Below are 21,362 nucleotides of genomic sequence, written 5' to 3'. Positions count from 1 at the left end.
AAGCCAGCCACTGGTGGCCGATAACTGGCGGGGAGGGGCTCGTGAGACGCATGACGGCACGACCGGCGAACGCGCACCAGGCCCGCCTGCTCAAGCTGCTGCGTGACGGCGGCCCCAACTCCCGTGCCCAGCTGGGCGACCAGGTCGACCTGTCCCGGTCGAAGCTGGCCGTGGAGGTGGACCGGCTGCTGGAGACCGGACTCGTGGTGGCCGACGGACTCGCCGCCTCGCGCGGCGGCCGCCGCTCCCACAACGTCCGGCTCAACCCGGACCTGCGGTTCCTGGGTGTCGACATCGGCGCGACCTCGGTCGACGTCGCCGTCACCAACGCCGAGCTGGAGATCCTCGGCCACCTCAACCAGCCGATGGACGTCCGAGAGGGCCCCGTCGCGGTCTTCGAGCAAGTCCTCGACATGGCCGGAAAGCTGAAGGCCACGGGGCTCGCCGAAAGCTTCGACGGCGCCGGCATCGGCGTTCCCGGACCCGTCCGTTTTCCCGAGGGCGTCCCGGTCGCCCCGCCGATCATGCCGGGCTGGGACGGCTTCCCCGTGCGAGAGGCGCTCAGTCAGGAACTCGGCTGCCCGGTGATGGTCGACAACGACGTGAACCTCATGGCCATGGGGGAACAGCACGCCGGCGTCGCCCGCACCGTCGCCGACTTCCTCTGCGTCAAGATCGGCACCGGCATCGGCTGCGGCATCGTCGCCGGCGGCGCCGTCCACCGCGGCACCACCGGCAGCGCGGGCGACATCGGCCACATCCAGGCCGTGCCCGACGGCCGCCCCTGCGCCTGCGGCAACCGGGGCTGCCTGGAAGCCCACTTCAGCGGCGCCGCCCTGGCCCGCGACGCGGTGCAGGCAGCCCAACAGGGCCTGTCCGCCGAACTCGCGGCCCGGCTGGCGGCGAGCGGCACGCTCACCGCCGTCGACGTCGCCGCCGCGGCCGCGGCGGGCGACGCCACCGCGCTCGACCTGATCCGCGAGGGCGGCACCCGGGTCGGCCAGGTCATCGCCGGACTCGTCTCCTTCTTCAACCCCGGCCTGGTGGTGATCGGCGGTGGGGTGACCGGCCTCGGCCACACCCTGCTCGCCGCGATCCGCACCCAGGTCTACCGCCAGTCGCTGCCCCTGGCGACCGGCAACCTGCCCATCGTCCTTGGGGAGTTGGGCGCGAGCGCCGGTGTGATCGGCGCGGCCCGGCTGATCAGCGACCACCTCTTCTCACCCGCGTAAGCGACCACCGCCCACCCGTCCGAGCAGTCCTCACCGCGTCCACTGACTCGTGTAGCCACGCGAACCCGTCATCCCGCGCCGACCCGGCGACCCGGCGCGAACACACCTGCCTGAAGCACGCCCGTGACCGGCCCCGCGCCCGGCCATCGGTCCCGCACGCCCTGACACCGGCCCGCACGCCCGCCGAGGGGAAACCAATGGCACCAGAACCACCACTGCTCAGCATGTCCGGCATCACCAAGTCGTTCCCCGGCGTCCGCGCCCTGGACGGCGTCGACCTCGACGTCCAGGCCGGTGAAGTGCACTGCCTGCTCGGCCAGAACGGCGCCGGGAAGTCCACCCTCATCAAGGTCCTGGCCGGCGCCCACGAGCCGGACGGCGGCACCATCCGCTGGCGCGGCGAGCCCGTCACCCTGCGCTCGCCCATCGCCGCCATGCGCCTCGGCATCGCCACCATCTACCAGGAACTCGACCTGGTGGAGCACCTGTCGGTGGCCGAGAACGTCCACCTCGGCCACGAGCCGACGGCCGCCGGTTTCGTCGTACGCGGGAAGGCGGCCCGTACCTCTACCGCCCTGCTGCTCAGGCGGCTCGGGCATCCGGAGATCGACCCGGTCCGCCCGGTCGGGGAGTTGTCGGCGGCCCAGCAGCAGATCGTCTCCATGGCCCGAGCCCTCTCCCACGACGTCCGTCTCATCGTGATGGACGAGCCGTCCGCCGCCCTCGACCCCGACGAGGTGGACAACCTCTTCCGCATCGTCGACGACCTCACGGCCGAGGGCGTCGCCGTCATTTACATCTCCCACCGCCTGGAGGAGATCCGGCGCATCGGCGACCGGGTGACCGTGCTCAAGGACGGCCGGGCGGTCGCGGGGGGACTGCCCGCCAAGACCACCCCGACCCGTGACGTCGTCGCCCTGATGACCGGCCGCAACGTCGAGTACCTCTTCCCCGAACGGCCCCCGGCGCCCCCCGAGGGCGACCCCGTGCTCCAGGTCCGCGGGCTGGCCCGCGACGGCGAGTTCGCGCCGCTCGACCTCGACGTACGGCCCGGGGAGATCGTCGGCCTCGCCGGGCTGGTCGGCTCCGGGAGGTCCGAGATCCTGGAGACGGTCTACGGGGCGCGGCGGCCGACGGCGGGCGAAGTCGTCGTCGACGGGCGGGCGTTGAAGCTCGGCAGCGTGCGCGCGGCGGTGCGTGCCGGGCTCGGGCTCGCCCCCGAGGAGCGCAAGGCGCAGGCCCTGCTGATGCTGGAGTCCGTCACCCGGAACGTGTCGGTCTCCACCCTGTCCCGCTTCTCCCGGGCCGGCTGGATCGACCGGGGCGCGGAGCGGGGCGCCGCCCGGGCCGCTGTGCGCGAGCTGTCGCTGCGGCCGGACAACCCCGAGGTGCCCGTACGCACCCTGTCCGGCGGCAACCAGCAGAAGGCCGTCCTCGCCCGCTGGCTGCTGCGCGGCTGCCGCGTGCTGCTGCTGGACGAGCCCACCCGGGGCGTCGACGTCGGCGCCCGGGCCGAACTGTACGCGGTCGTGCGCAGGCTGGCCGACGAAGGCCTCGCCGTGCTCCTCGTCTCCAGCGAGGTGCCCGAGGTCCTCGGCCTCGCCGACCGCGTCCTGGTGCTCCGTGAGGGCCGGGTCGTGCACACGGCACCCGCCCGGGAGCTCGACGAACACCGAGTCCTCGACCTCGTCATGGAAGGAAGCCAGGCGTCATGACGCAGCCCGTCTCCCCGCCCCGGGACACCGCCGACAAGACGGCGGCGGGCGGCCGACTCCCGTCCTGGCGCGGCCTGTCGGTCCGCGCCGACGTCCGCACCCTGTCACTGCTCGGCGTGCTCGCCGTACTCGTCGTCATCGGCGGCGTCACCAAGCCCGACGAGTTCCTGGACACCCGCAACCTCCAACTCGTCCTCACCCAGGCCTCGGTGATCGGCGTGGTCACCGTCGGCATGACCTTCGTCATCACCTCCGGCGGCATCGACCTGTCCGTCGGCGCGATCGTCGCCCTCGCCTCCGTGTGGGCGACCACCGTCGCCACACAGGAGTACGGCTTCACGGGCATCCTCTTCACCGCGATGGTCGTCGGCCTCGGCTGCGGCCTGGTCAACGGGCTGCTCGTCGCCTACGGCGGGATGGTCCCGTTCATCGCCACCCTCGCCATGCTCGCCTCGGCGCGCGGCCTCGCGCTGCAGATCACCGACGGGCGCACCCAGGTCGTCACCGTCGACGGCGTCCTCAACCTCGGTGAGCGCGACTCCTACGTGCTGGGCATCCCGCCGCTCGTCCTGGTCTTCGCGATCGTGACCTTCGTCGGCTGGCTGCTGCTCAACCGCACCACCTTCGGCCGCCGCACGGTCGCCGTCGGCGGCAACGCCGAGGCCGCCCGGCTCGCCGGCATCGACGTCCGCCGCCAGCGGCTCTACCTCTACCTGCTGTCCGGGCTGTGCTGCGGCATCGCCGCCTTCCTGCTGATCGTGCTGTCCGGCTCCGGCCAGAACACCAACGGCAACCTCTACGAACTCGACGCCATCGCCGCCGCGATCATCGGCGGCACCCTGCTCAGCGGGGGTCGCGGCACCATCACCGGCTCCGTGCTCGGCGTCCTGATCTTCACCACGATCACCAACATCTTCGCCCTGAACAACCTGCAGAGCGACGTCCAGCAGATCGCCAAGGGCGCGATCATCGTCGCCGCCGTCCTGGTCCAGCGCCGTACCGCCAGAACCGCCTGAGGAAGGGTCACACCATGCCAGAGCACACGAGCCGCACGAACGGCCTCACCAGTCGCAGGGGACTCCTCTTCGGGACCGCCGCGGTGTCCGCCGGCGCCTTCCTGACGGCTTGCACCAGCAACGACACCAAGGACGAGAGCCCCGCCGCCGACTCCCGGCCGGCCGCCGACGACAAGCCCGGCAAGCACGTCACCATCGGCTTCGCCGGACCCCAGGCCGACCACGGCTGGCTCAACGCCATCAACGACAACGCCGAGAGCCGGGCGAAGAAGTACTCCGACGTCACCCTGGAGATCACCGAGGGCTCCAACGACACCGCCCAGCAGATCGGCCAGATCGAGACCCTGATCAACAAGAAGGTCGACGTCCTGGTCGTCCTGCCCGCCGACGGCAAGGCCCTCACCCAGGTCGGCCTGAAGGCGATGCGCGCCGGAATCCCCGTCGTCAACCTCGACCGCATCTTCAACTCGGCGCAGGCGTACCGCTGCTGGATCGGCGGCGACAACTACGGCATGGGCCTGAACGCCGGCCACTACATCGGCGAGAAGCTCAAGGGCCGGCCGAACGCCCGTGTCGTCGAGCTGGCCGGCCTGGACAACCTGGAGCTGACCAAGCAGCGCACCCAGGGCTTCGACGACGCCCTGAAGAACTACCCCAACATCAAGAAGGTGGCTCGCCAGGCGGCCGAGTTCACGGTCGAGTCGGGACAGGCCAAGATGGCGCAACTCCTGCAGGCCCAGTCCAAGTTCGACGCCCTGTGGAACCACGACGACGACCAGGGCGTGGGCGCGTTGCGCGCCATCGAGCAGGCCGGGCGGGACGACTTCCTGATGGTCGGCGGAGCCGGCGCGCTCTCCGCCTTCCAGGCCATCAAGCAGGACAACGGCGTGCTGAAGGCCACCGTCCTCTACCCGCCGACCATGGCCGCCTCCGCCGTCGACCTCGCCCGCGCCCTCGGTCAGGGCAAGGGCGTCGGCGGCCTCGCCGAGTACGAGATCCCCGCCTCGATCACGCTCTACTCGGCCGTCGTGGACAAGGACAACGTCGACCAGTACATGCCCACCGGCTTCCGGTGAGGCAGCCCGCCCGCACCCCCCACCGCGCCACGACGAAGAGGAGGACGAGCGCATGCAACAGCCGCAGCAGTCAGCGGAGCCGGCGGCGGGGAAACCCTCGCTGCGCGTCGGCATGATCGGATACGCGTTCATGGGCGCCGCCCACTCGCAGGGCTGGCGCACCGCGGGCCGCGTCTTCGACCTGCCCCGGCAGCCGGTCCTGGCCGTGCTCTGCGGCCGTGACGCCACCGCCGTACGCGCGGCGGCCGGCCGGCACGGCTGGGCGGCCGTCGAGACCGACTGGCGCGCGCTGATCGCCCGGGACGACGTCGACCTGGTCGACATCTGCACCCCCGGCGACAGCCACGCCGAGATCGCTCTCGCCGCGCTGGCGGCCGGCAAGCACGTCCTGTGCGAGAAGCCCCTCGCGAACACCGTCGAAGAGGCCGAGACGATGGCGCGGGCGGCAGCGGAGGCCAACGGACGCGGCCAGGTGGCGATGGTCGGTTTCAACTACCGCCGGGTGCCCGCCACGGCGCTCGCCCGGCGCATGGTCGCCGACGGCCGGCTCGGCACGCTGCGCCACGTCCGGGTGACCTATCTGCAGGACTGGCTCGTCGACCCGGACTTCCCGCTGACCTGGCGGCTGCGCAGGGAACTGGCCGGCTCCGGCTCGCTCGGCGATCTCGGCGCCCACATCGTGGACCTCGCCCAGTACCTGGCGGGCGAGCGGCTCGCCGGGGTGTCCGCCCTGACCGAGACCTTCGTACGGGAGCGCCCGCTGCCCGGCGGCCCCACCAGCGGCCTGAGCGCGGTGTCCGCCCAGGGCACCGGCACGGTCACCGTGGACGACGCGGCCCTGTTCACCGGCCGGTTCGCCTCCGGAGCCCTGGCCTCCTTCGAGGCGACCCGCTACGCCACCGGCCGCAAGAACGCACTGCGCCTCGAACTCAACGGCGAACGCGGCTCGTTGACGTTCGACCTGGAGCGTCTCAACGAGCTCTGGTTCCACGACGCCACCGATCCCGGCACCGAGGCCGGCTTCCGCCGCATCCTCGTCACCGAACCCGACCACCCCTACCTGGACGCCTGGTGGCCGCCGGGCCACGGACTCGGCTACGAGCACACCTTCGTCCACCAGGCCCGCGACCTCGTGCACGCCATCGCCGAGGGCCACCGGCCCGAGCCCTCCTTCGCCGACGGCCTCCAGGTGCAGCGCGTCCTGGCCGCGGTGGAGGAGAGCGCCGAGAAGAACTCCGTCTACACGCCCGTCGCGGACTGAGGAGGCCCGTCACATGCCGCGCCCGTTCACCCTCTTCACCGGCCAGTGGGCCGATCTGTCCCTGGAGGAGGTCTGCCGCCTCGCCCGGGACTTCGGCTACGACGGCCTCGAACTCGCCTGCTGGGGCGACCACTTCGAGGTCGACAAGGCCCTCGCCGACCCAGGATACGTCCCGTCGCGCCACCAACTCCTCGACAAGTACGGCCTGAAGTGCTGGGCGATCTCCAACCACCTCGTCGGCCAGGCCGTCTGCGACGCCATCATCGACGAGCGGCACCGGGCGATCCTGCCGGGCGAGGTGTGGGCCGACGGCGACGCCGAGGGGGTGCGGCAGCGTGCGGCCGCGCGCATGAAGGACACCGCGCGCGCCGCGGCCGCCTTCGGCGTCGACACCGTCATCGGCTTCACCGGCTCCGCGATCTGGCACCTGGTCGCGATGTTCCCGCCCGCCCCCGAGTCGATGATCGAGCGCGGCTACACGGACTTCGCCGAGCGCTGGAACCCGATCCTCGACGTCTTCGACGCCGAGGGCGTACGGTTCGCCCACGAGGTCCACCCCAGCGAGATCGCCTACGACTACTGGACGACCCACCGCGCCCTCGAAGCCGTGGGCCACCGCCCGGCCTTCGGCCTGAACTTCGACCCCTCCCACTTCGTGTGGCAGGACCTCGACCCGGTCGGCTTCCTGTGGGACTTCCGCGACCGGATCTACCACGTGGACTGCAAGGAAGCCCGCAAGCGCCTCGACGGCCGCAACGGCCGCCTCGGCTCCCACCTGCCCTGGGGCGACCCCCGCCGCGGCTGGGACTTCGTCTCCGCCGGACACGGCGACGTCCCCTGGGAGGACGTCTTCCGCATGCTCCGCTCCATCGACTACCGGGGCCCGGTCTCCGTGGAGTGGGAGGACGCCGGCATGGACCGGCTCCAGGGCGCACCCGAGGCCCTGGCCCGCCTGCGGACCTACGACTTCGAGCCGCCGTCGGCATCGTTCGACGCGGCCTTCTCCAGCTGACCGCACGCGTCGGCTCACCACGGCTCCGGGATGACGGCGCATCCCGGCGTACGCACCCACCCCGTACAACCAGCCCCACTCTGGAGGCCATTCGTGCACGGGAACGACCGCACCACCCGCAACGGAACCCGCAGAACACGCCTGCGCAAGTCGCTCGCCCTGCTCGGCGGCGCACTGCTCGCGGGAGCCACCCTCACCCTGACCACCCCCCAGGCCGGCGCAGCCGTCACCGGCCGGGACACCGCAGCGGCGACGGAGGACTTCCAGCAGGTCACCCTCGCCAAGGGCGAGGCGGAGGTCGGCGAGCCCATGTCGCTCGCCGTCCTCCCCGACCGCTCGGTCCTGCACACCTCTCGCGACGGCGAACTGCGTCTCACGGACGCAGCGGGCAACACCCACATCGCCGGCAAGCTCGACGTCTACTCCCACGACGAGGAGGGCCTCCAAGGCGTCGGAGTCGACCCGGACTTCGCCCAGAACCGCTTCGTCTACCTCTACTACGCCCCACCGCTGAACACCCCCGCTGGCGACGCCCCGGAGACCGGCACCGCCGCCGACTTCGCGCCCTTCGACGGAGTCAACCGGCTCTCCCGCTTCGTGCTGAACACCGACGGCACCCTCGACAAGGCCAGCGAGAAGAAGATCCTCGACGTGTCCACCACACGCGGCCTGTGCTGCCACGTCGGCGGTGACATCGACTTCGACGCCGACGGCAACCTGTACCTGTCGACCGGCGACGACTCCAACCCCTTCCAGTCCGACGGCTACAGCCCCCTCGACGAGCGCGCCGACCGCAACCCAGGCTTCGACGCCCAGCGCACCGCAGGCAACACCAACGACCTGCGCGGCAAGATCCTGCGCATCAAGGTCAACTCCGACGGCTCCTACTCCATCCCCGACGGCAACCTCTTCCCGCCCGGCACGGACAAGACGCGGCCCGAGATCTACGCCATGGGCTTCCGCAACCCCTTCCGGTTCAGCGTCGACAAGAAGACCGGCATCCTCTACGTCGGCGACTACGGCCCCGACGCCGGCGCCGCCGACCCCGACCGCGGCCCGGCCGGCCAGGTCGAGTTCGCCCGCGTCACCAAGCCCGGCAACTTCGGCTGGCCGTACTGCACCGGCGCCAACGACGCCTACGTCGACTACGACTTCGCCACGAAGACCTCCGGCGCCACGTTCGACTGCTCCGCACCGAAGAACGACTCGCCGCACAACACCGGTCTCACCGACCTGCCCCCGGCACAGCCGGCCTGGATCCCGTACAACGGCCCGTCCGTGCCGGAGTTCGGCGACGGCTCCGAGTCCCCGATGGGCGGCCCGGTCTACCACTACGACCCCGCGCTCGACTCGCCCGTGAAGTTCCCCGAGGCCTACGACGGCGACTTCTTCGCCGGTGAGTTCGGCCGCCGCTGGATCAAGCGGATCAAGAGCGACGCCGACGGCAAGGTCCAGTCGATCAACGACGTCCCCTGGAGCGGCACCCAGGTGATGGACATGGCCTTCGGCCCCGACGGCGCCCTCTACGTGCTGGACTACGGCACCTCCTGGTTCGGCGGCGACGACAACTCGGGCCTCTACCGCATCGAGAACGCCACCGACGGCCACTCCCCGGTCGCCCAGGCCGCGGCGGACCGCACCTCCGGCCAGGCCCCGCTGAAGGTGGCCTTCTCCTCGGCCGGCACCACCGACCAGGACGGCGACGCGCTCACCTACAGCTGGGACTTCGGCGACGGAGCGACCTCGACGGCGGCCGACCCCACGCACAAGTACCAGAAGAACGGCACCTACACGGCCACGTTGACCGCCAAGGACACCACCGGCCGTACCGGCAGCGCGAGCGTCCAGGTCGTCGTCGGCAACACAGCGCCCAAGGTCACGCTGCAACTCCCCCAGGACGGACAGCTGTTCAGCTTCGGCGATGCCGTCCCGTTCAAGGTGAAGGTCACCGACCCCGAGGACGGCAAGGCGATCGACTGCTCCAAGGTCACCGTCAACTTCATCCTCGGTCACGACACCCACGGCCACCCGCTGACCTCCGCACAGGGCTGCTCCGGCACCATCCAGACCAGCGCCGACGGCGGACACGACGAGGACGCGAACATCTTCGGTGTTCTCGACGCCCAGTACACCGACGGCGGAGGCGGCGGCCAGGCCCCGCTCACCACGCACGCCCGGAGTGTCCTCCAGCCCCGCCACCGCCAGGCCGAGCACTTCAGCACCTCCTCCGGGGTCACCGTGACCGCCCGGGACACCGCCCACGGCGCCAAGGTCGTCGGCGACATCGACGACGGCGACTGGATCGCCTTCACCCCGTACGCCCTGTCCGACGCCAAGAAGATCACCGCGCGCATCGCCTCCGGCGGCGCCGGCGGAACCCTCGAGGTGCGCGCCGGATCCGCGAGCGGCACCCTCCTGGGCAAGGCCACCGTGCCCGTGACCGGCGGCTGGGAGAGCTACCAGGACGTCTCCGCCGACCTGTCCCGCGCACCGCGCGGCACCACCACCCTCTACCTGGTCTTCAAGGGCGGCAGCGGAGCCCTGTTCGACGTGGACGACTTCACCTTCACCACCGGCTGAGAGGAGGGCACCCCATGCGACCAACGGGCAGAATCACCACGGCGGTACTCGGTGCCGCCCTGCTCCTCGGCTGCGTGACCGCACCCGCCGTGTCGGACCCGGCCCACACCAAGCGCGTCCTGGTCTTCTCCAAGACCGCCGGCTTCCGGCACGACTCCATCCCCGAGGGCATCGCGACCGTCGAGCAGCTCGGTGAGGGATACGGCTTCACGGTCGACGCCACCGAGGACGCGGGCGCCTTCACCGGCAAGAACCTGAGCCGCTACGACGCCGTGGTGTTCATGTCGACCACCGGCGACGTCCTCGACGCCGCCCAGCAGGAGGCGTTCGAGGGGTACATCCGGCACGGCGGAGGCTATGTCGGCGTCCACTCGGCCGCCGACACCGAGTACGACTGGGCGTTCTACGGCGGTCTCGCGGGCGCGTACTTCCAGAACCACCCGGCGATCCAGCCGGCCACGGTGAACGTGGAGGACCGCGCCCACCCGGCGACCTCGCACCTGGGACGGACGTGGGAGCGCACGGACGAGTGGTACAACTACCGCTCGAACCCGCGCGAACGCGCCCACGTCCTCGCCTCCCTGGACGAGACCTCGTACACCGGCGGCACCATGAACGGCGACCATCCCATCGCCTGGTGCCAGGACTACCAGGGCGGCCGCGCCTTCTACACCGGCGGCGGCCACACCAAGGAGTCCTACGTCGACCCCGCCTTCCGGCAGCACCTGCTGGGTGGCATCCGCTGGGCCATCGGCGACACCCGGGCCGACTGCCGCCCGGAGAACGGCTACCGGCCGCTCTTCGACGGCACCTCCCTGGACGGCTGGCGACAGGCGGGCCCGGGCGGCTTCACCCTCTCCGACGACGGCACGCTCACGTCGACGGGTGGCCTGGGGCTGCTCTGGTACACACCGTCGGGCTTCGGCTCGTACTCGCTGAAGCTCGACTGGAAGGCGGCCGGCGACGACAACTCCGGTGTGTTCGTGGGCTTCCCGCCCTCGGACGACCCCTGGTCGGCGGTCGACAACGGTTACGAGATCCAGATCGACGCCACCGACGTGCCCGAGAAGACCACCGGGTCCGTCTACGGCTTCCAGTCCGCCGACCCGAAGAAGCGCGACCGTGCGCTGAACCCGCCGGGGGAGTGGAACACGTACGAGATCCGCGTGGAGGGCGAACGTCTCCGCGTATGGCTCAACGGTGTGAAGATCAACGATTTCACCAACACCGATCCGGCCCGGAGTCTGCGCGACGGACACATCGGCATCCAGAACCACGGAACCGGTGACGAGGTGTCCTTCCGCGACATCCGGATCAAGGAACTGCCCGCCAAGGGCCACTGAACGGCGGCGGGCGGGAGACGCCGGACTCCCGCCCGCCGTCACCACCCCCTTCCCCACGGGGAGTTCACGTCCTGGACAAGGAGGCTGCCCATGTCCGCGTCCCCTGCCCGATCCCCTCGTGTCGGTGTCTGGCTCGTCGGAGCCCGGGGCTCGGTCGCCACCACCGTCGTCGCCGGATGCGCCGCCGTCACCGCGGGACTCCGCCCGCCGACCGGCCTGGTCACCGAGACGCCCGACTTCGCCGCCGGCGGCCTGCCCGGTCTGTCGTCCCTGGTCTTCGGCGGACACGACACCACGGACTGTCCCCTGCCCAAACGCGCCGAGCAGCTCGCCGCCGGCGGAGTCCTTCCGTCCGGCCTCCCGGCCGCCGTCGCGGCCGAACTGGCGGACGCCGAAAGGGAGATCAGGCCCGGCGGCCCGCTCGCCGGCGACACCCGGGACGAGGACGAGCTGATCACCGCGTTCGCCGCCGACATCGAGGACTTCGTACGACGGCACGGGCTCGCGCGCGCCGTGGTGGTGAACGTCGCCTCCACCGAACCGGCCCCGAACGGCCCGGAACTCCCGCCCAGTTCGCTCTACGCGGCGGCCGCCCTGCGGGCCGGCTGCCCCTACGTCAACTTCACCCCCTCCACGGGCCTGCACCACCCGGCCCTCGCCCCGCTCGCCGCGTCGAGCGGACTGCCCCACGCGGGCCGCGACGGCAAGACCGGCCAGACCCTCCTGCGCTCCGCCCTGGGTCCCATGTTCGTCCAGCGGGCGCTGCACGTCCGCGCATGGTCCGGCACCAACCTCCTCGGCGGCGGCGACGGTGCCGCCCTTGCCGACCCGGCCGCCGCCGCGGCGAAGAACGCGGGCAAGGAACGTGTCCTCGCCGACACCCTCGGAGTCACTCCCGAGGGTGAGGTCCACATCGACGACGTGCCCGCACTCGGCGACTGGAAGACCGCCTGGGACCACATCGCCTTCGACGGCTTCCTCGGCACCCGGATGATCCTGCAGACGATCTGGCAGGGCTGCGACTCGGCTCTGGCCGCGCCCCTGGTCCTCGACCTGGCCCGGCTGGCCGCCCGGGCCCACGAGACCGGCCTGTCCGGCCCGCTCGCCGAACTGGCCTTCTTCTTCAAGGACCCGGTGGGCGCTGCCCCTTCCGCGCTCGCCGAGCAGTACGCGGAACTGGTGCGGTTCGCCCGGCGACTGGGGGAGGGTGCGTGAGCCGGAACCGCACCCCGGCCGAAGCGCCGCGCCCGCTGGGGCCGTCGGCGACGCCCGGCGGCGCACCTGCCGCGGGGACCGGCCGGAGACGCACGGCCCGCTCGTCCCGGCTGCGTGCCTGGGCCGAACTCCTGCGGCTGCCCGCCCTGTTCACCGTGCCCGGTGACGCACTCGCCGGAGCGGCCGCCGTCGCCGGCCGCCCGAGCCGTCGTACCGTGCTCGCCGTCGGCTCCTCCCTGTGCCTTTACGAGGCCGGCATGGCCCTCAACGACTGGGCCGACCGGGCGGAGGACGCCGTCGAGCGCCCCCACCGCCCCCTGCCCTCGGGGCGGGTCCGGCCCGCCGCCGCGCTCACCGCGGCCTGCGCCCTCACAGCCACCGGCCTGGTCCTCGCGGCCCGCGCGGGCCGTCCGGCGCTGACGGTCGCCGTACCGCTCGCGGCCACCGTCTGGTCGTACGACCTCGGCCTGAAGCGCACACCCGTCGGCCCGGCCGCGATGGCGACCGCCCGCGGCCTCGACCTGCTGCTCGGCGCGGTGGCGACCGCCGGACGCGTCCGTCCGGCCCTGCCCTCGGCCGCGCTGCTCGGCACCCACACCCTCGCGGTCACGGCGGTCTCCCGGCAGGAGACACAGCAGGGTTCCCCCGGCGCCCCGCTCGCCGCCCTCGCCGGGACGGCCCTGCTGGCCCGGCTGCTGCCGGACCGCCCGTCCGACCTCCTGACCACGGGCCTCGCCCTCACCTACGTCACGAGCACGGCCCGCCCCTACGTCCACGCCACCCTCAACCCCTCGCCCCCACTCACCCAACGTGCCGTCGGCGCCGGCATCCGGGCCACCATCCCGCTCCAGGCGGCCCTCGCCGCCCGCGCCGGAGCCACCACCACCGCGCTGGGCACAGCGGCCCTGGCCCAGCTGGCCCGCGCGTTCTCGAGGCGGGTGAGCATCACATGACACCCGACCTCGAGCCCGCCACGGCACCCGGGCACACCCCCCTCCGCTTCGGCTACGGCACCAACGGACTCGCCGACCTCCGCCTCGACGACGCCCTCGCCCTCCTCGCCGACCTCGGCTACGACGGCGTCGGACTCACCCTCGACCACATGCATCTCGACCCGCTCGCCCCCGACCTCGCCGCCCGCACCCGCCAGGCCGGTCGCCGCCTCGCCGAGCTGGGGCTCGAGGTCACCGTGGAGACCGGCGCCCGTTACGTCCTCGACCCGCGCCGCAAGCACGGCCCCTCGCTCCTGGACCCGGACCCCGAGGCGCGCGCCCGTCGTGCGGACCTGCTCCTGCGAGCCGTGCGGGTGGCCGCCGACCTCGGCGCACACGCCGTGCACTGCTTCAGCGGAACCGTTCCGCCCACCGGCGACCCGGCCACCGCCTGGCAGCGGCTCGCAGCCTCCCTCACGCCCGTGCTGGAGGCCGCCGCCACCGCCGGCGTCCCCCTGGCCGTCGAACCCGAGCCCGGCCACCTGCTGGCCACCCTCGCCGACTTCCACCATCTGCGCCGGCTCCTCGGCGACCCGCCCGCCCTCGGCCTCACCCTCGACATCGGGCACTGCCAGTGCCTCGAACCCCTCCCGCCCGCCGACTGCGTGCGCGCCGCGGCGCCCTGGCTGCGGCACGTCCAGATCGAGGACATGCGGCGCGGTGTCCACGACCATCTGCCGTTCGGGCAGGGCGAGATCGACTTCCCGCCCGTCCTGGAGGCCCTCGCCGCGACCGGCTACCGCGGCCTGACGGTCGTGGAACTGCCGCGCCACTCCCACGCCGGCCCCCATCACGCCGAGACCTCACTGCCGTTCCTCCGCCGCGCGGCGGCCACCGGCATCCCGGCCGCCGTGCCGGAAGGGAGCACACCATGACCCACTCGCCCGTCGCCCACGCCGGCCCGGACGCCCTCCGCGACCACCTCGACACCCACCTCGACCCGGACGCCCGCGCCTGGTTCCACCAGGCCCTGGACGAGGCCGCCGCCCACCCCGGCGGGCACGGGCCGATCTCCGTGTGGGAGCTGCGCCTCGCGGAGGCCGGCCGCCGCTGCGGCAGCCGGCACGCCGACGCCGTCCGCGTGCTCATCCTGCACGCCGCCCGCGCCGACCCGGCCGCCCTCGCCCGCGTCTACCGGCAGGGCACCGCCGCCGAACGCCGCGCCGTCCTGCACGCCCTGCCCCACCTGGTGCGCGGTCCCGATGCCGTTCCCCTGGTCGAGGACGCCCTGCGCACCAACGACACCCGTCTGGTCGCCGCCGCCCTCGGCCCCTACGCGGCCCGCCACCTCGACCCGCACGCCTGGCGGCACGCCGTACTGAAGTGCCTGTTCACGGGCGTCCCCGTCGACGCGGTGACCGGCCTGGCCGAACGCGCCCACGCCGACGCCGAACTCGCCCGCATGCTCGCCGACTTCGCCGCCGAACGCACCGCCGCCGGCCGACCCGTACCCAGCGGCCTGTACCGGGTCCTGGCACTGGCCACCGCGGAGACCCGCAAGGAGTCCTGATGCGCCTGTTCGACCCCCACATCCACATGACCTCCCGCACCACCGACGACTACGAGGCCATGCGCGCCGCAGGGATCGCCGCCGTCGTGGAGCCGTCGTTCTGGCTCGGCCAGCCCCGCACCTCGCCCGCCTCCTTCCTCGACCACTTCGACTCGCTGCTCGGCTGGGAGCCCTTCCGCGCCGCCCAGTACGGCATCGCCCACCACTGCACGCTCGCCCTCAACCCCAAGGAGGCGAACGACCCGCGCTGCCTCCCCGTCCTGGACGAACTGCCCCGCTACCTCCTCAAGGACCAAGTGGTGGCCGTGGGCGAGATCGGCTACGACTCCATGACCCCCGCCGAGGACAAGGCACTGGCCGCACAGCTGCAGCTCGCCGCCGAACACGGCCTGCCCGCACTCGTGCACACCCCGCACCGTGACAAGCTCGCCGGCCTGCGCCGCACCCTCGACGTCGTCCGCGAGTCGGCCCTGCCCACGGACCGGGTCCTGGTCGACCACCTCAACGAGACGACCGTCAAGGAGGCCAAGGACAGCGGCTGCTGGCTCGGCTTCTCCGTCTACCCCGACACCAAGATGGACGAGCGCCGGATGGTGGAGATCCTGCGCGCCCACGGGCCCGAGAAGGTCCTGGTGAACTCCGCCGCCGACTGGGGCAGGAGCGATCCGCTCAAGACCCGTCGGGTGGCCGACCTGATGCTCGCCGAGGGCTTCGGCGAGGACGACGTCGACCGGGTGCTGTGGCGCAACCCCGTCGCCTTCTACGGCCTCAGCGGCCGCCTGGACCTGGAGGTCACCCCGCCGCAGGCGACCCACGAGGGCAACTCCCTGCTGCGCGGCGGGGAGTGAGGCCGGTGCGGCTGCGCCACCCCGACGGCACCACCGTCCACCTCGCCTACTGCACCAACGTCCACCCCGCCGAGACCCTCGACGGCGTCCTCGCCCAGCTCCGCGACCACTGCGAGCCCGTCCGCCGCCGGCTCGGCCGCGACCGCCTCGGCATCGGCCTGTGGCTCGCCCGCGACGCCACCCGCACCCTGGACGGCGACCCCTCCGCCCTGCGCGCGCTGCGCCGCGAACTCGACCGGCGCGGCCTGGAGGTCGTCACCCTCAACGGCTTCCCGTACGAGGGCTTCGGCGCCGCCGAGGTCAAGTACCGCGTGTACCGTCCGGACTGGGCCGACGCCGAGCGCCTGGAGCACACCACAGCCCTGGCTCGCGTCCTCGCCGCGCTGCTGCCCGACGACGTCACCGAGGGCAGCATCTCCACCCTGCCGCTCGGCTGGCGCACCGTCTGGGGCGCCGACCGCGCCCGCACCGCCCACCGTGCCCTGCTCACCCTCGCCGAGCGCCTGGACGCGCTGGCGGAGCTGACCGGCCGATCGATCCGGGTCGGTCTGGAGCCGGAGCCCGGCTGCACCGTGGAGACCACCGGCGACGCCCTCGCCCCGCTCAGCGCCGTCGGACACCCGCGCATCGGCGTCTGCGTGGACACCTGCCACCTCGCCACCTCCTTCGAGGAACCGGGGGCGGCGCTGGACGCGCTCGGCGCGGCCCGGATCCCCGTCGTCAAATCCCAGCTGTCGGCCGCCCTGCACGCCGAGCACCCCGGCCGCCCGGAGGTCCGCGCGGCCCTCGGCGCCTTCGCAGAGCCCCGCTTCCTGCACCAGACCCGCGCGCTCACCCCCGCCGGGCCGCTCGGCACCGACGACCTCGGCGAGGCCCTGGCCGGAACCACCCTGCCCTCCACCGCGCCCTGGCGCTCCCACTTCCACGTCCCGCTGCACGCGGCCCCCGCCGCACCCCTCGCCTCCACACTCCCGGTCCTGCGGTCGGCCCTGACCCACCTGGCCGGCGCCCCGCACCCGCTCACCCCGCACCTGGAGGTCGAGACCTACACCTGGCAGGCCCTCCCGCCCGGGCTGCGCCCCCGGGGCCGGGACCGGCTGTCCGACGGAATCGCCGCCGAACTCGCCCTGGCCCGCGACCTGCTGACCGACCTCGGCCTGAAGGAGCTGCCATGACCGGTCCCGCGCGACCCACCCCGCTCCTCGTCCTCGACGTGGTCGGCCTCACCCCACGGCTCCTCGCCCACATGCCCCACCTCAAGGCCCTCGCCGAGACCGGCTCCCGCGCCCACCTCGGCACCGTCCTGCCCGCCGTGACCTGCGCGGCCCAGTCCACGTTCCTCACCGGCACCCTGCCGGCCGAGCACGGCATCGTCGGCAACGGCTGGTACTTCCGCGAACTCGGCGACGTCCTGCTGTGGCGCCAGCACAACGGCCTGGTCGCCGGCGACAGACTGTGGGACGCCGCCCGCCGCGCCCACCCCGGCTACACGGTCGCCAACATCTGCTGGTGGTACGCCATGGGCGCCGACACCGACATCACCGTCACCCCACGCCCGGTCTACTACGCCGACGGCCGCAAGGAGCCCGACTGCTATACCCGGCCGCCCGCGCTCCACGACGAACTCACCGAGAAATTCGGCACGTTCCCGCTCTTCCGCTTCTGGGGACCCGGCGCCGATCTGCTCTCCAGCCGGTGGATCATCGACGCCACCCGGCACGTCCTGCGCACCCGCCGACCCGACCTGGCCCTCTGTTATCTTCCGCATCTCGACTACGACCTGCAGCGGTACGGCCCCGACGACCCGCGCTCCCGCCGGGCGGCCGCCGACCTGGACGCGGCCGTGGCCCCGCTGCTGAACGACGCCCGCGCCGAGGGCCGTACGGTCGTCGCCCTGTCCGAGTACGGCATCACCCCCGTCAGCAGGCCCGTCGACATCAACCGCGCCCTGCGCCGGGCCGGTCTGCTCGAGGTCCACACCCAGGACGGCATGGAGTACCTCGACCCGATGGCGTCCCGTGCCTTCGCCGTCGCCGACCATCAGATCGCCCACGTCTACGTCCGGCGGCCCGAGGACCTCGCCGCCACCCGGGCCGCGCTCGACGCTCTGCCGGGCATCGAGCAACTCCTGGACGACGAGGGCAAGAAGGCCCACCACCTGGACCATCCGCGCTCCGGCGAACTGGTCGCCGTCGCCGCACCGGACGCCTGGTTCACGTACTACTACTGGCTGGACGACGACCGCGCACCCGACTTCGCGCGCCTGGTCGAGATCCATCGCAAACCCGGCTACGACCCGGTCGAGCTGTTCATGGACCCGCTCGACCCCTATGTGAAGGTCAAGGCCGCCACCGCGCTCGCCCGCAAGAAGCTCGGGCTGCGCTACCGCATGGCGGTCGTACCCCTCGACCCCTCACCGATCCGGGGCAGCCACGGCCGCCTGCCCACGAGCGACGACGACGGTCCGCTCCTGCTGTGCTCCACCCCCCGCGCCGTCGGCGACCGCATCGCGGCCACCGACGTGAAGTCCCTCCTGCTCCACCTCGCCGGTCTCGGCACCGACAACCCGTCCGAAAGAAGGCACCCGTGAACCACACGCACGACACCGACGACCAGATGCGCCACGCCCTCGGCATCGGCCGCCGCCGCTTCCTGAGCACCTGCACCGCCGTCGCGGCCGGCGCCATCGCGGCGCCGGTCCTCGGCGCCGCTCCCGTGCAGGCCGCCCCCAAGGCCGAATCCACCGGCGAAGGACACACGCTCGTCCCCGCCGACAAGCGCGGCATCATCCTCTACACGGTCCGCGACGCGATCGGCCGCGACCCGCTGACCACCTCCCTGCCCTCGGGCTTCCGCGCCGTCTTCGAGCAACTCGCCCGGTTCGGCTATCGCCAGGTCGAGTTCGCCGGCTACGGGCAGCACGCGAACGCGCCCGGCGGGGCGAACCTGGAGTCCGTCGAGGGCGCCAGGCTGCTGCGCCGCTGGCTGGACGACAACGGGCTGCGCGCCCAGGGCAACCACGGCTTCATCCCCGGCTCCTGGCCGCTGACCAGCGCCGACCTGGACACCTTCAAGAAGCACCTGGAGATCGCGAACATCCTCGGCATGGCCCACGTGGGCACCGGTGGCGACCCCACCGGCAGCTCCTACAAGGCCGACTGGGACATGGCGGCCGACAAGTGGCACGCACTCGGCGCGCTCGCCCGCCGCGCCGGCCTGAAGCTGTACACCCACAACCACGACGCGGCCTACGGCTTCCTCCTCGACGGCGGTCCGCTCGACGCCCAGGGCCGCCCGACCCGCAGCTCCGGCATCCGCAAGCTGGAGTACTTCCTGTCCATCACCGATCCCCAGCTGATCTGGCTGGAGATGGACGTCTTCTGGGCTCACGTCGCCCAGTACAAGTTCCGCACCTACTCCGCCCACGACGGCTCCACGCAGACGAACGTCTTCGACCCGGCCGGCCTCGTCACCCGTCACAACAAGCGTTACCCGCTCTTCCACGCCAAGGACGGCGTCGTGAACACCACCAACGGGATGGGCTACGACATGGTCCCGTTCGGCACCGGTGTCATCGACTACACGACGTTCTTCTCCCGCGTGGGCCACCGCAACTACCACAACCCGATGGTCGAGCAGGACAACGCCCCGAGCGCCACCAACCCGTCCCAGTCCCTGGAGCACGCGGCGATCGGCTACCGCAACCTGTCCGCCCTGCGCCGCTAGAACCGGGCCCGGGCGGAGGGTCTGCCCACGGATCCGGTGGATCCACGCGGCCCTCCGCCCGGCCCGGCGGCACCTGTACCTGACCCCCTCTGTCGGGCCCACGACCCTGGCCATACACTGCCGATCCGCGCTTATACGGGGGCAGTTGACGGGGGGAGCCCACCATGTCCGAAAATCCGTACGGTCCCAGCCAGGGATTCGCCGTACCGCCGATGCCGTCGGCGCCGCCGCCCGCACCACCGGACGGCCTGCGAGCGGCCGCGGTCGCGATACTCAACCTGAGCGGTCTCGGCCTCGGGTACGCGCTCCTGCGAAGATGGGTCATGGCGGCCGTCTGCTGGGCCGCCACCGTCGTCCTGCTGCTCGTCGCCCTGCCCGCCGACGCCGACGGCGTCCCCGGGGCGGCGCTCGCTCTGTACGGCGTGTTCCTGCTGCTGACGGCCGTGCACGGCGCGATCGTGGGGCTGCGCACCCGGCTCACCGGGTTGGGCCGAGCACCCGTCGCCCTCCTGCTCGGCGTGCTGCTGCTCGCCGTCCCGGCGGGCGGCGCGGTGTGGTACGACGACGCGCACGAGGAGGCCGTGCAGCAGGCGCTCCTCGACCGTCTGGAGAAGGCCGACGACCTGGTGACCGCGGCAGGGCGACACGATTTCGCGACCGCCCGGTCCGACTACGGGACGGCCCTGGACGTCTACCGGGACCTCGCGGTCAACCACTCCGGTTCCCGGGCCGCCGACCAGGTCCCCGATCGCATGCGCACCTACTACACCACGGTCGGCGCCGCGTACGGCCACCAGCGGTACTGCGAGGCGGTCGAGCCGCTGAAGTACCTGCGTACGGTGCCCCGCACCATGCCGGGGAAGAACCTCGGATCGCTGACGCGCTGGCCCGACGACCGGCTGGCGACCTCGCTGTACGAGTGCGGCCGGACGGGTCTGACGGCGGGCGAGGCGGACTGGGTCCGGCGCTTCGGTGACCTGCTGGACACCTTCCCGCGGTCGGAGCCGGCGGCGAAGGTCGCCCCCGCCGTCGACACCCAGGTGAAGAAGGCCGAGAAGGCCGTCGACGGCGACGACCCCTGCGCCGCCGTAGAGCAGTTGCGGAGCCTGGACACCCGCATCACCGACCTGACGGGGACGGCGGGGAACGCGGCGGACGACCTCACCAAGTCCGCCGGCCGGGCCGGCCGGAGCGGCGACGCGGGGGAGTACGCCTGCGGTGTCGACCAGTACAAGGACGGTGACTTCGACGCGGCCCGGAAGACGCTGGAGCAGTACGTCTCCGACAACAAGAACGGTGGGAACCGGCAGCGCGCCAAGAAGATCGCCATCGGCGCCGAGGTGGCCCAGACCCTGCCGGCCGCCGGTAAGAAGCTGCCCACCACCGCCTCCGGCGGCAGCATCTCCGTCACCGTCAAGAACGACAGCCCCGACGACGTGACCGTCCTCTACACGGGCCCGGTCACCGGCAGCTTCACCCTCAAGGGCTGCGGCAGCTGCAAGTCGTACTCCCTCGCCGACACGCTCGCGATCGGCTTCAAGCCCTGCAACGGGGGCAAGAACTACCCCCAACGGACGCTCAGTCTCCCCGTCGGCACCACGTACTTCGTGCACAAGCCGCACGGCGGCAGCACCACCACTCCGGCCTCGGACACCGCCAAGCTGCGGTCCGGGTACATCTACACGGAGTGCGCCTACACGACGCGGAGCTTCGGCTCCAACTGAAGGTGCGGGGCGGGCGGGGCCGGAGCCCGGCCGCCCCCCTCCCCTTCCGTCCACCACTACGGGCGGGCCCACCACCGAAGACCACCCAAAACGTGTCCCTGCCGAAGGGAAG

General features: G+C 72.5%; 17 protein-coding genes. All 17 read left to right on the top strand.

The genetic code is table 11. The annotated features are described in order from the left end of the window. The first annotated feature begins 50 nt into the window (after positions 1-50). The 17 genes from AC07CM_RS27695 (at position 51) to AC07CM_RS27615 (ending at position 21,250) form a co-directional block, all read left to right on the top strand. On the top strand, positions 51-1,232 hold the full coding sequence (locus AC07CM_RS27695) for an ROK family transcriptional regulator (protein ID WP_478879148.1): 1,182 nt from the start codon (positions 51-53) through the stop codon (positions 1,230-1,232). A gap of 197 nt (positions 1,233-1,429) precedes the next feature. Then, positions 1,430-2,947: a sugar ABC transporter ATP-binding protein gene (locus AC07CM_RS27690; RefSeq protein ID WP_478879147.1), complete on the top strand. Its 1,518-nt coding sequence runs from the start codon at positions 1,430-1,432 to the stop codon at positions 2,945-2,947. Beyond that, complete coding sequence (locus AC07CM_RS27685) at positions 2,944-3,963, top strand: ABC transporter permease (RefSeq protein WP_478879146.1); 1,020 nt, start codon at positions 2,944-2,946, stop codon at positions 3,961-3,963. Before AC07CM_RS27690 ends, AC07CM_RS27685 begins: the two co-directional genes overlap by 4 nt. A gap of 14 nt (positions 3,964-3,977) precedes the next feature. Next, a complete protein-coding gene (locus AC07CM_RS27680) occupies positions 3,978-5,039 on the top strand; it encodes a substrate-binding domain-containing protein (protein ID WP_478879145.1) in 1,062 nt (353 codons plus the stop codon). A 52-nt stretch (positions 5,040-5,091) separates the two neighbouring features. Further along, positions 5,092-6,300 (top strand): Gfo/Idh/MocA family protein, encoded by a 1,209-nt coding sequence (locus AC07CM_RS27675; RefSeq protein ID WP_478879144.1) that lies wholly within the window; start codon positions 5,092-5,094, stop codon positions 6,298-6,300. Positions 6,301-6,313: 13 nt separating this feature from the next. Next, entirely contained in the window at positions 6,314-7,312 is a 999-nt protein-coding gene (locus AC07CM_RS27670; protein WP_478879143.1) for a sugar phosphate isomerase/epimerase family protein, read from the top strand. Between the two features lie 93 nt (positions 7,313-7,405). Next, a complete protein-coding gene (locus AC07CM_RS27665; RefSeq protein ID WP_478879142.1) occupies positions 7,406-9,892 on the top strand; it encodes a PQQ-dependent sugar dehydrogenase in 2,487 nt (828 codons plus the stop codon). Between the two features lie 14 nt (positions 9,893-9,906). Next, entirely contained in the window at positions 9,907-11,235 is a 1,329-nt protein-coding gene (locus AC07CM_RS27660; RefSeq protein ID WP_478879141.1) for a ThuA domain-containing protein, read from the top strand. Between the two features lie 90 nt (positions 11,236-11,325). Next, entirely contained in the window at positions 11,326-12,450 is a 1,125-nt protein-coding gene (locus AC07CM_RS27655) for an inositol-3-phosphate synthase (protein WP_478879140.1), read from the top strand. After that, the gene (locus tag AC07CM_RS27650) at positions 12,447-13,403 is read left to right on the top strand and encodes an SCO3242 family prenyltransferase (protein ID WP_478879139.1); all 957 of its coding nucleotides are present in this window, start codon (positions 12,447-12,449) and stop codon (positions 13,401-13,403) included. Before AC07CM_RS27655 ends, AC07CM_RS27650 begins: the two co-directional genes overlap by 4 nt. Next, positions 13,400-14,317, top strand: coding sequence for a sugar phosphate isomerase/epimerase family protein (locus AC07CM_RS27645; RefSeq protein WP_478879138.1), 918 nt, complete (start codon positions 13,400-13,402; stop codon positions 14,315-14,317). The genes AC07CM_RS27650 and AC07CM_RS27645 overlap by 4 nt, the downstream gene beginning before the upstream one ends. Beyond that, on the top strand, positions 14,314-14,952 hold the full coding sequence (locus AC07CM_RS27640; protein ID WP_478879137.1) for an EboA domain-containing protein: 639 nt from the start codon (positions 14,314-14,316) through the stop codon (positions 14,950-14,952). The genes AC07CM_RS27645 and AC07CM_RS27640 overlap by 4 nt, the downstream gene beginning before the upstream one ends. Next, positions 14,952-15,800 carry a TatD family hydrolase gene (locus tag AC07CM_RS27635; RefSeq protein WP_478879136.1) on the top strand — a complete coding sequence of 283 codons (849 nt, stop codon included), beginning with the start codon at positions 14,952-14,954 and terminating at the stop codon, positions 15,798-15,800. Before AC07CM_RS27640 ends, AC07CM_RS27635 begins: the two co-directional genes overlap by 1 nt. 5 nt (positions 15,801-15,805) lie before the next feature. Next, on the top strand, positions 15,806-16,975 hold the full coding sequence (gene eboE, locus AC07CM_RS27630; RefSeq protein ID WP_478879135.1) for a metabolite traffic protein EboE: 1,170 nt from the start codon (positions 15,806-15,808) through the stop codon (positions 16,973-16,975). Further along, complete coding sequence (locus AC07CM_RS27625; RefSeq protein ID WP_478879134.1) at positions 16,972-18,390, top strand: alkaline phosphatase family protein; 1,419 nt, start codon at positions 16,972-16,974, stop codon at positions 18,388-18,390. Before eboE ends, AC07CM_RS27625 begins: the two co-directional genes overlap by 4 nt. A gap of 26 nt (positions 18,391-18,416) precedes the next feature. Beyond that, positions 18,417-19,526 (top strand): sugar phosphate isomerase/epimerase family protein, encoded by a 1,110-nt coding sequence (locus AC07CM_RS27620; protein ID WP_478879188.1) that lies wholly within the window; start codon positions 18,417-18,419, stop codon positions 19,524-19,526. A 164-nt stretch (positions 19,527-19,690) separates the two neighbouring features. After that, entirely contained in the window at positions 19,691-21,250 is a 1,560-nt protein-coding gene (locus tag AC07CM_RS27615) for a hypothetical protein (protein WP_478879133.1), read from the top strand. The last annotated feature ends 112 nt before the right edge of the window (positions 21,251-21,362 follow it).

The organism is Streptomyces sp. NPDC044061, from assembly GCF_056434305.1.
Note: the sequence above shows the minus strand (reverse complement) of the source record. Positions and strands in the feature narration are given on the sequence as shown.